Below are 322 nucleotides of genomic sequence, written 5' to 3'. Positions count from 1 at the left end.
GGCTACGGCAGCCGCATGAAAAGCGGCGCCCTGATGCCGACCAGTTACCACCTCAACCTGGCCACCTGGCACACCATCAACGCGCTGTACTCGCAGAAGTCGCAGCTGGCGCTGGGCAGCATGCGCTACGACATCGAGGACAGCTTCGGCATCGACCGGCTGTTCAAGCTGATCGAGCAGCGTGCCGGGCACTGGCTGGCGATGGAAGTGGAAGCCAGCAAGATCGAACTGACCGAGCGCGACAGCCGCCGCATCGACCTGCACCGGGTCGAGCCTGAACTGTCTGCCGAACTGACCCGGGTGCTGTTCGAAGAGGCCATTG

General features: G+C 63.7%; 1 pseudogene. It reads left to right on the top strand.

The features are described 5' to 3' along the window. Nucleotides 1-322: pseudogene (locus tag GYA94_RS27100) on the top strand (Hsp70 family protein); the annotation flags it as partial.

It is taken from the genome of Pseudomonas juntendi, from assembly GCF_009932375.1.
In the GTDB taxonomy this organism is placed as follows: Bacteria; Pseudomonadota; Gammaproteobacteria; order Pseudomonadales; family Pseudomonadaceae; genus Aquipseudomonas; species Aquipseudomonas juntendi.
Note: the sequence above shows the minus strand (reverse complement) of the source record. Positions and strands in the feature narration are given on the sequence as shown.